Source organism: Aceticella sp. 75b-Ac (assembly GCF_056032965.2).
On sequence record NZ_CM190971.1, the window covers coordinates 822831 to 832878 of the forward strand.

Sequence of the window (10048 nt, forward strand, 5' to 3'; positions counted from 1 at the left end):
CTTGCTCCTTCCCTGTTAAAAAATTTTATCATTTTAAATTTGCAAAAATTAAGACCTACCTTCGGGGTAAGCCAATAGATATAACACATATCAATCCTTCCCTCCGAAGGTGAACTACAAACTTTAAGGCAGGTCTCCTGGCTTGCAAATCATCTTAAGCTCTACCTTCCCGGTTTCCCAGTGGTTATTTGAGCGTCATCATTGCTTACAGTAGCGGGGGCTGCGGCGGACTTTCACCGCCTTCCCTATTACCCTTTCGGACCTTAAAAGCTGCTTATAATAGATTACTTATATTGTACAACGATTTCCTACATGAGTCAATAATTAATTATTTAACATATATTTTTTATTAATAGCATGAATTAAGTTATCCTCAAAAATTATTATTTTAATATATACTCTAACTAATTGAAATAAATTGTTATTTATATTATAATGTGCATAAAATATATGTTTAGGAGGTGGTTTTTTTGGCAAATGAAATGGATATTCTTGAACTTCTATGCCAGAACAGCAGGTTGACTGATGAGCAAATAGCTACAATGACAGGTCTTGATGAAGAAACTGTAAAAAATACAATAAAAAATTTAGAAGAAGAAAATATTATTTTAAAATATTCCGCCATAATCAATTGGGAAAAAACAGATAAGGAAATTGTTCATGCCCTGATCGATGTCAGAATAACTCCACAGCAGGGGCATGGATTTAATGCAATAGCCGAAAGAATATGTCAGTACGATGAAGTCAAATCTGTCTCCTTGATATCCGGAGGTTATGACCTTTCTGTAGAAGTGGAAGGAAAAACAATGAAAGAGATTGCGCTTTTTGTTGCAGAAAGGCTTGCGCCAATTGATGGTGTCTTAAGCACAACAACTCATTTCATCTTAAAAAGATATAAACAAAACGGCGTATTCTTTACAGATGGACCTAAAGACAAAAGATTGGTGGTAACACCATGAATTCAGAAAAATATATCTCTGACATCATAAAAAAAATACCATCTTCCGGAATAAGAAGGTTCTTTGACCTTGTGACAAATTCAAAGGATATCATATCGCTTGGTGTAGGCGAACCTGATTTCACAACACCCTGGCTGATACGAAAAGAAGGTATAGATGCACTTGATAGAGGCAGTACCACATATACATCAAACCTTGGTTTGCCAGAATTGAGAATTGCTATTTCAACTTTTCTTAAAAGCCATTATAACTTGGATTATAACCCTGAAAAAGAAATAATGGTTACCGTAGGTGCCAGTGAAGCAATTGACCTTGCTGTAAGGTGTCTTTTAAATAATGATGATGAGGTTCTGATTCCAGAGCCAAGCTATGTTTCATATGCACCATGTGTAGCTTTAACAAGGGGAATACCTGTATTTGTTCCGACAGATGCCCGTAATAATTTTAAGCTTACTCCGGATGATTTGAAATCAAAAATTACAAAAAAAACAAAAGCATTAATACTTTCATATCCAAATAATCCAACCGGTGCAATAATGACTGAAAATGACCTTTATAATATCCTAAATATCATAATTGAAAATGACCTGATAGTCATTTCCGATGAAATATACAGTGAACTTACATATGAGGATAAACATGTAAGTATTGCATCACTGCCGGAAATGAAAGAAAGAACAATATTGATAAATGGTTTTTCAAAAGCCTTCGCTATGACAGGCTGGCGTCTCGGATATATTGCTTCAAACCCTGCATTTATTGAAGCCATGAATAAAATACATCAATATACAACAATATGTGCGCCCATAATGTCTCAGCTTGCAGCTATAAAGGGTTTAAATAACTGCGAAGAAGATGTAATAAAAATGAGGAAAACATATGACCAAAGAAGAAGATTTATAATAAAGGGATTTCGTGAAATAGGATTTGAATGTTTTGAACCAAAAGGAGCATTCTATATATTCCCATCTATCAAAAAAACAGGAATGGATTCCCAGCAGTTCTGTGAAAGGCTGTTAAAGGAAGAAAAAGTCGCTGTTGTCCCGGGTGATGCCTTCGGTCCCAGCGGCAACGGATTTATTAGGGTATCATATGCATATTCGCTCGACAGAATAATAAAAGCACTGGAGAAAATCGAACATTTTGCACAAAAATTTATATAAGAGGTGATTTCACCTCTTTTTTAATTTACAGGGGGGCTTAGCAGAAAGCCCCGTCACTTGTGGCGGGGAGTACGTCAGATATCAGCGGTGAAAGTATAATAAAGCAGGAGAATATTTAAAAATATAATAATACCTGTGATTATCCATCCCAATACATCTGTAATAGGTTTATTGACTAATTTCCCCATCATGTCTTTACGCCTTGTTATCAGCAACATAGGTATTATTGCAGCAGGAAGTGCAAAGCTTAAAATTACTTGACTGATTACCAAAGCCTTCATAGGATTTATACCCATCTCAATAATAGCTAATGCAGGTATCATGGTAATTAACCTTCTCAGATTAATTGGGATATTTAATCCGATAAAACCTGACATTATAGTCTGACCTGCCATAGTACCTACAGCAGATGATGAAAGCCCTGATGCTAAAAGAGCAATTCCAAATGCGGCACTTGACATAGTGCCAAGAAGAGGCTTTAATGACATATGTGCTTCCTCAATCGTATTTACTACCATTCCATTTTTATAAAATACCGCAGCAGATACTATAACCATCGCCGCATTTACGATAAATGCTATATTCATTGCAATAGCAATATCAATCCTTTCCATTTTTAAATGCTTCCTCTTATCTTCATCTGTAACAAATCCCTTGTTGCGGCATTGTACAAGTTGGGAATGCAAATAAATAACATGCGGCATTACCGTCGCTCCAAGCATTCCAACAGCTATTAAAACAGCCTCGCCATTTGATAATGACGGAATTATGGTACATATCGCAACTTTTGTCCAATCGGGCTTTGCTAAAAATAATTCCATACCATATGCAATACATATAATGGCAATAAGTATGGAAATTATCAATTCAACAACTTTTTGCCCGTATTTTTCTGTATATACAATCATAAAGGTAATGATTCCCGTCAGAAATCCGGCATATACCATCGGAATCTTAAATAAAAGATACAAACCTAAGGTTCCCCCAAGAAACTCAGCAAGGTCTGTTGCCATTGCTGCTAATTCCGCTATTATCCACAAAAACCAGTTTGTTTTTCTTTGGAAAATCAATGAACAAATTTTAGGTAAACTCCTTCCTGTTGCAATGCCCAGCTTTGCCGACATTGACTGCAAAAATATCGCCATAATATTGCTCCAAAGAATAACCCATAAAAGGCTGTAGTTAAACATAGAACCACCGCTTATATTTGTGGCAAAATTTCCGGGATCTACGTATGCAACACTGACAATAAATGCAGGACCTAAATATTTTAATAATTGGTTTATACTGAAAACCTTATGTCTTATCTTGGTTTCTATGCTTGCTATCTGGTCACTCATATCCTCACCCCTTAGTTGAAACTTAGACATGGCTAAATTTTTTTCCTACGGTTTAAGATATGATAAAGTGAGAATATATGTTACAAAAAACCATAATTAATCTATACTTTTATTTATCTTTTTGTAAATATATTGAAACATATTGTTCGTATTTCATCTTGATATCAGGATTATCTTTTAAAAATTTGTTAAACAATTTAAATCGGTACAATGTATTTACAGAAATATTATGCTCGATTAGTTCTGTTTCCACCAACAAATCATCTGCAACACCAAGATTTTTTAAAAATGTTTCTATTGAGTTATGCCTTTCCAATAAGAACTTGCCTATAATGCTTCCATTTTCGGTTAACCTTATTGTCCCATATTTTTGATACTCTATAAGACCCAGTTTGCTCAATCTCTGAATCATCTTTGTTGCTGAAGGTGCTTTTACATTCAATAACTCGGACAGCGTATTTATGCGAATATAACCTACATTCATGCTTTTTCTATAAATCATTTCAAGATAATCCTCCATTGCAGAAGTTAAAAGCTTCTTATTCTGTTCCAGCAGCTGATAACCCCTTACTGTATAAAATTTTTCTGTTTCCTCCATAGAATCACGACCTTAACCATTTGAAATAATATATTCATATAAGATAAATTTTATTTTAAATTTCTCTCTTTATAAATCATTATCCGAATGGTAGAATATAGATTATAAAATGAATGATTGGAGAAGACGATGAAGATACTTGTAGATGCAGATGCATGTCCTGTAAAAGATATTATAGTTAAAATTGCAAAGGAATTTAAAATACCTGTTTTAATGTTTATAGACACAAGCCACATACTTAATGACGGTTACTCAGAAATAATAACCGTTGATAAAGGCTTTAACTCCGCAGATATTGCATTAATAAACAGGACAAAAAAAAATGACATTGTAGTGACACAGGATTTTGGTGTCGCAACAATGGCACTTGCAAAAGGCGCTTTCGCTATTAATCAAAATGGGCTTATATATTCAGATGAAAATATTGACAGACTGCTTTTTGAAAGGCATATAGCGCAGAAAGTAAGACGTTCGGGTGGAAAAACCAATAATCCTAAAAAACGCATAAAAGATAACGATAAAAAGTTTGAAACTCTTTTAAGAAGAATTATTTATACTGAAATATAAGAATCATAAGGGACGGTTCTCTTTGTTTGAGAAATAAAGGTGTTTGAGAAATAAAGGGGACGGTTCTCTTTGTTTGCATTGTTCAAAAAACATAAAGAACCGTCCCTAAATGTCTTTAGCCGCTCAGGCTTTTTAAAACTTTATTGGCAAAATCTTTGGCTTTTTGAATATCTTCATTATTAGGTCTATTTTTCGCAATTCCTCCGATTAATTTAAAGGGTCCGTAAGTAGCAAAGCCTTTGCAAGCAAAACTACCCAAAACCTTAATACCTTTCTCTTTTAATTTTTCTTCGATAAAAGAATTGAATTTTATACTTCCAAAACCACTTGTTGAAAAAACAAATGCTTTTTTTGATTTTAGATCTGATAATCTATCTATTAAATCAAACATATTTTTATGAAATTTCCCATAATATATACCAGAACCAAACCCTATTAAATCATAATTTTTTATATCTTCGATATTTACTTCATTTGTTTTGATTATATCAGCATTTAATGATTCTGCTATAACTTTTGCTATCTTACCAGTATTGCCATGATGTATGGATGTAAAAATAATTAAAGTTCTCAATAATACCCCTTCCTTTCTATTCCTTCATTCTTTTTACAGCCGACTCCCTATTTACTATTTCCTTAAACCTTGCATAGCCTATAATGCCCCCATCTGTCAAGACAATTTTTTTAAAAATCTAAGTTAGATTTTCTCACCTCCTTTATTTTGATAATTTTATATAAAATGTAAGTTAGATACATAAACAGAAGTTATTTGAGTCTATAGCCTTATAGATGCATACTATGTTAAACAGCTATAAACATATCTAGTAACCACTGATGTACCAAGACATGGAATGAGAAGTTCATCACAGGGTACATGTAATAAATGCTACAGATTTAGCCAGCTTGCACAAGAATATTAGATTTTCCGTAGTAATATTCAGCAGGTGTTCTATTCCCTAATGACTGGTGTGGTCTCTTGTTATTGTAGTATTCAATATATTCTTGTGTTATTTTTCTTAGCTGATGCCCGGTTTCACAGTCTTCCAGGTAAAGCTTCTCCCACTTGTAGCTCCTGAAAAATCGTTCTATACAATGATTGTCCAATACCCTACCTTTACTATCCATAGACATTTTAATTTTATTTTCTTTCAGCAAGTTTATATAGTCTTCACATGTAAACTGTGAGCCTTGGTCGCTGTTCATGATTTCTGGTGCCCCATGCCTCTTTATGACTTTTTTGAGTGTATCAATGACGAATGTATGTTCAAGTGTATTAGACAGCCCATATCCTATAATATACCTGGAATACCAGTCTATAATGGCTACTAAGTACATAAAGCCTCGTTTCATCCGGCAATATGTTATATCTATTGACCATACTTGATTAAGATGATCAATGTTTAGTCCTTTTAATAAGTATGGATATAGGTATTTGCTATGCAGCCTCTTACTAAGATTTGGTCCAGGGCAAAATCCGTGTATGCCCATCTCCCGCATGTAACGGCGAGTTCTTTTGCGGTTTAATGATTCCATAATCTCTCCTTAGTATAGTTGTCATTCTACGATAGCCATATTCAGGATGGGCTGTATAGACCTCATCAATGATACGCTTAATCATGTAATTCTTCATCGCTTGTTGGCACAGGCTTGTAATAAAGGCTTGTGCGATTAATGCTTAAGAGCTCAGCCTGTCTGCTAATACTAAGCTTTTTATCACCCCTATCAATCATTTTCATGCGTTCCTCACGAGATTTAGAATTGGCCAGATTTTTTTTTAAGCCAGGCATTCTCATAAGAGAGCTGCCCTATTTGTTTCAATAATTCCTCCTTCTCCTTTTCATATGATTTTTTGACCTTTTCTAACTCGTCGGTTTCTTTGCTAAATACCTTTGCTGCATTATTGACAAATTCTGCTTTCCAGCGGCTAATCATATTCGGATGTATTTCATATTCAGCAGCGATTTCATTAAGCGTTTTTTCTTCTCGTAATACCTCTAATACAATTTTTGCTTTTTGTTCTGGTGTAAAATTTCTTCTCTTATTCATAACTATATTCTAACTTATTTTTGACTTTTTGTCTGTCTAGTTTTCTGGTATCATTATAACCATTTACCCAATCAAATGTAATCATAAAATTTATCATGTTACTTTGATTTTGTTTTAAAATCCTGTAGAACTTCTTGAAAGGTTTCGTAAAAGTAATCTATTTTAACTACGTTCATCTTATGTAAAGTACTTAACATTTTTGTATCTGTTTCTTCAATATCAGTTAGAATCAAAAAACTGTGTTTATCATCCAATCCTAAAATTTTTGAAAATCCTGAGTATTTATTAATATATTCTTGATAATTTCCTGTTTTGCTTTCAAACCAAAAATATTCATCTTCTATTTTGAATATATTATCTAATTCAAAATCATCACCATTAGGTAATATGATTTGTGGATTTTTAATATATGAATAATTAATTGGTGTCGATTGTGAAATAGATTTTATGGCTTCAATTACTGATAATTTAACATACTGCTCTAACCAACCACCGGTGAAAAAATTAATTGCTTTAGGTATTTTATTAACTTTAGCATATAAAATATAATCTGGTGATTTATCGTATTTATATTTTTCTAAAAAAGCTATTCGATGAAAGTCTGTACCCAATTGTGTCATTGCTGCAATTTCTTCTTGTGTATAATTTTTTAAATTTAGTGTAAAACTTTTTCCTGTATTTAAATTTCTTTTTATTTGTTTATATAATACTTTAATATGAGAATAATTTTTCCCCATAAATAAAACTATTCTAATCAAGAACTGTATCTGATTCATCTTCTTTTTTGATTGATTTTATTTTGATGTTCTTTGAATTTAAAAATTTTTCTATTTCTGATTCTGAAGAGTCATTTACTAATTTATGCTCATCTTTTTCGATAATTTTTTTGTTTTCTGTGTTTTTTTCAACTTCTTTATTATTTAAATAATCAACTATCCCTTCAAGAGATTTTGCTATACGTTCTAAAAGAGATTTTATTTCTTCTATATCATTCACCTTTATTCCCATCCTTTTTTTATTTGATTGTTATAATTTTATAAGTGTAAGATAAAAATCATTTATGAAGTTATTGACTTCTATTTTTGAATTTAATCCAATTAACCAGCATCTAATTTCGTTCTTTGAACAGTGAAAAAGTTGTTATTACATATCGTATATCTGTTCCCCTTACACTAATAAAATTAATACTATTTAATATTGAATAAATTATTTTTTCTTTTGTGCTTTTTCAAAAGCTTCGGCCATAGTAGTACCCTTATTTACATTAACTTTATTTTTGTTTTTTCTTATATCCTTTATATCCTTTTTATCGCCATTATATCTTTTTGAATTGTTATCTTTTAATGTTTCTTCATATTCAAGTATTTCAGGTAAAACCTTTTTACTTTGAAATTCTTTTGAATCCAAATCCATATATCGATAATTGTTAGCCTCTTCAAGTGTTACAATTTTTGACTTAATCTTTATAAATTCCTTTATTGGTATCTTATTTTCTATATCATCCCTATTTAAAAATTCGTCTGAAAAATACTTTTTATATTTTTCTATATAATAATCTAAAGCATTTTCCTCTTTAAAATAATCAAAACTAAAATAGTTATATTTTTTATTTAGATCCTCTATAAACAATTTTATTCCTTCAACCTTAACCCTCCCAAATCCGTATGGCTTTGCTAAACCAATGTTTTGATAGCAGTCCTCATTTAGCTTCAATGACCATATTAAAAGGCCCAATTCATCTTCATATAAATTTGTGAAATATATTCTACCTTTAAAAATACTACCTTCTTTTAAAGGATGAATTGTAAATTTCATATCTTCCCCTGTTCCCTCTTTTAAATTCGGACTTTCTATATAATCTTTCAACCAATACTGTTTAAATCCTCTTATTTCAAAGTTATCCTCATAAATATTAAGTTGTTTCTTGTCTGCATCTTTATCCTGTTTTAAATACAAATTATAGCTTGTTGGCTTTGGCTCGGCAAGCAACATCTTCATCACGCTATCTTCATCCAATAAAGCTTTTCCTACCACCTCTGCGTCTTCAAAGCTTACACGGGATTTATAACTAACTTTTTCGTTTTCTTTATCTTTTCTTTTATAAATTTTCTTGCTAAATCCAAAAATAGCCTCAGTATAACTTATTCCTTCTGTATTTTTGTATGAATGTGGTACACCATCTAAAATTGTTTTTGTATAAGAAACTCTCAAAAAAGGTGTAAATCCAAAATGCAGTCTATCTGTATTTATATAAAATACCGGTTTGATATGATTTTTTTCTTTAGGTAAAGCAAAGAACTCTTTTCCTTCAGATATTTCATCTTTTTTATTCATTTTTTTAGTTCTTATCAAGTCATCTTTATATGCTTCTATATCTTCTTTTGAAATTTCTATTTCATTACTTTTATCATCTATTTCAGGAACTATATAGTGGCTTAATTTTCCTAAAATAAAACCCCCGGATAAAAGATAACCATTGTTGCTACATATACCTTTTTTATCTATATCTGTTATCTTGTTATTTTTATTATCAATGTTAAAGGATATTTCTATTTGATATGGTTTATAATATTTTTCATTTGATAATCCCTTCAATTTATTTTTTAACTCCCTATTCAATTCTTTAAATTTATTTATATTTCTTTTATTCTTTCCTATTTCTTTTATTTCTTTTTTAAGTTCATTTATCTCATCTTCATGTTTTAAAATCTCCTCTGTATACATTAAGTTTATACCCTCAATATTTTTATTTGAGATAATTTTTCTTAAAGCTATTTCATCAATCCTAAAATATGGAATGCCTTTTTTTATTTCTTTTGCAGGTATAATATAATATCTGCCTGCTCTATTAACTATATATCCTGCTTTTAAATTTTTAGCTATACGTATATTAGGATTTATCCCTAAAACATTAAAATATTTTTTACTCAAAGAATTATTTCCTGCAACATCCCTGTACAGAAATCTTGAATCCTCTATTTCACTGTTTTCATAAATCCCATCTTTATTTTGTCCACCAACAATATTGCTAAAGCTTAAAATCTGGCAATTGGTTCTTAACATACCCCTAATTGTGTTACCGGGAATAGCATATTTCCCATTTGGATTAACAAAAAAATATGCATCTGTTAATTTCTTTCCCTTGTTTTCATTGCCTTTAGATACAATTATTGGCGTTTCTGCTTTTAATGTATACTCTATATATCCAGTTAATAATTTTTCACCCTTGCGCCCTTTAAAATCATTATGTGCAGGCAGTTCTTTAAATTCTTTATACCTTGAAACTGCCTTTTTAGGAAAACTTACGAAATTATATGGTGCTACTGCATAATCTACTAATCCTTTTTTTATATCTTTTAACTTTACAGGTTTCAT

Annotated in this window: 9 protein-coding genes, 1 pseudogene and 1 riboswitch; of the genes and pseudogenes, 3 read left to right on the forward strand and 7 right to left on the reverse strand. The window is 31.3% G+C overall.

Going from position 1 to position 10048, the window contains the following annotated elements:
* Window positions 1-110: 110 nt before the first annotated feature.
* Window positions 111-281, reverse strand: a riboswitch (cobalamin riboswitch).
* 201 nt (window positions 282-482) lie between these two features.
* The gene (locus AC0LWJ_RS04400; protein ID WP_431731816.1) at window positions 483-959 is read left to right on the forward strand and encodes an Lrp/AsnC family transcriptional regulator; all 477 of its coding nucleotides are present in this window, start codon (window positions 483-485) and stop codon (window positions 957-959) included.
* Window positions 956-2122: a pyridoxal phosphate-dependent aminotransferase gene (locus AC0LWJ_RS04405; RefSeq protein ID WP_474238093.1), complete on the forward strand. Its 1167-nt coding sequence runs from the start codon at window positions 956-958 to the stop codon at window positions 2120-2122. The genes AC0LWJ_RS04400 and AC0LWJ_RS04405 overlap by 4 nt, the downstream gene beginning before the upstream one ends.
* A gap of 74 nt (window positions 2123-2196) precedes the next feature.
* Here the strand turns inward: AC0LWJ_RS04405 and AC0LWJ_RS04410 are convergent, their stop codons facing one another.
* Together AC0LWJ_RS04410 and AC0LWJ_RS04415 are read right to left on the reverse strand one after the other, a co-directional pair.
* Window positions 2197-3462, reverse strand: coding sequence for an Nramp family divalent metal transporter (locus AC0LWJ_RS04410; RefSeq protein WP_474238091.1), 1266 nt, complete (start codon window positions 3460-3462; stop codon window positions 2197-2199).
* Window positions 3463-3571: 109 nt separating this feature from the next.
* Window positions 3572-4060, reverse strand: a complete 489-nt coding sequence (locus AC0LWJ_RS04415) for a metal-dependent transcriptional regulator (protein WP_474238089.1) — start codon at window positions 4058-4060, stop codon at window positions 3572-3574.
* A 129-nt stretch (window positions 4061-4189) separates the two neighbouring features.
* On the opposite strand from AC0LWJ_RS04415, the gene AC0LWJ_RS04420 reads away from it, so the two are divergent.
* Window positions 4190-4627, forward strand: coding sequence for a YaiI/YqxD family protein (locus AC0LWJ_RS04420; protein WP_474238085.1), 438 nt, complete (start codon window positions 4190-4192; stop codon window positions 4625-4627).
* 115 nt (window positions 4628-4742) lie between these two features.
* Here AC0LWJ_RS04420 and AC0LWJ_RS04425 read toward each other — a convergent pair whose 3' ends face one another.
* From AC0LWJ_RS04425 to AC0LWJ_RS04445, 5 genes and pseudogenes are all read right to left on the reverse strand, one after another.
* Entirely contained in the window at window positions 4743-5201 is a 459-nt protein-coding gene (locus AC0LWJ_RS04425; protein WP_474238083.1) for a flavodoxin family protein, read from the reverse strand.
* 320 nt (window positions 5202-5521) lie between these two features.
* Window positions 5522-6673, reverse strand: a pseudogene (locus AC0LWJ_RS04430) (IS3 family transposase).
* 98 nt (window positions 6674-6771) lie between these two features.
* Complete coding sequence (locus AC0LWJ_RS04435; protein WP_474238081.1) at window positions 6772-7410, reverse strand: hypothetical protein; 639 nt, start codon at window positions 7408-7410, stop codon at window positions 6772-6774.
* Window positions 7411-7423: 13 nt separating this feature from the next.
* Window positions 7424-7681 (reverse strand): hypothetical protein, encoded by a 258-nt coding sequence (locus tag AC0LWJ_RS04440; RefSeq protein ID WP_474238078.1) that lies wholly within the window; start codon window positions 7679-7681, stop codon window positions 7424-7426.
* 198 nt (window positions 7682-7879) lie between these two features.
* On the reverse strand, window positions 7880-10048 hold the full coding sequence (locus AC0LWJ_RS04445) for a TIGR03986 family type III CRISPR-associated RAMP protein (protein WP_474238076.1): 2169 nt from the start codon (window positions 10046-10048) through the stop codon (window positions 7880-7882).

Bases quoted from the DNA above. Each gene is read 5' to 3' on its own strand.
- AC0LWJ_RS04400 (WP_431731816.1), top strand. From the start codon at position 483: ATGGATATTCTTGAACTTCTATGCCAGAACAGCAGGTTGACTGATGAG.
- AC0LWJ_RS04405 (WP_474238093.1), top strand. From the start codon at position 956: ATGAATTCAGAAAAATATATCTCTGACATCATAAAAAAAATACCATCT.
- AC0LWJ_RS04410 (WP_474238091.1), bottom strand. From the start codon at position 3,462: ATGAGTGACCAGATAGCAAGCATAGAAACCAAGATAAGACATAAGGTT.
- AC0LWJ_RS04415 (WP_474238089.1), bottom strand. From the start codon at position 4,060: ATGGAGGAAACAGAAAAATTTTATACAGTAAGGGGTTATCAGCTGCTG.
- AC0LWJ_RS04420 (WP_474238085.1), top strand. From the start codon at position 4,190: ATGAAGATACTTGTAGATGCAGATGCATGTCCTGTAAAAGATATTATA.
- AC0LWJ_RS04435 (WP_474238081.1), bottom strand. From the start codon at position 7,410: ATGGGGAAAAATTATTCTCATATTAAAGTATTATATAAACAAATAAAA.
- AC0LWJ_RS04440 (WP_474238078.1), bottom strand. From the start codon at position 7,681: ATGGGAATAAAGGTGAATGATATAGAAGAAATAAAATCTCTTTTAGAA.
- AC0LWJ_RS04445 (WP_474238076.1), bottom strand. From the start codon at position 10,048: ATGAAACCTGTAAAGTTAAAAGATATAAAAAAAGGATTAGTAGATTAT.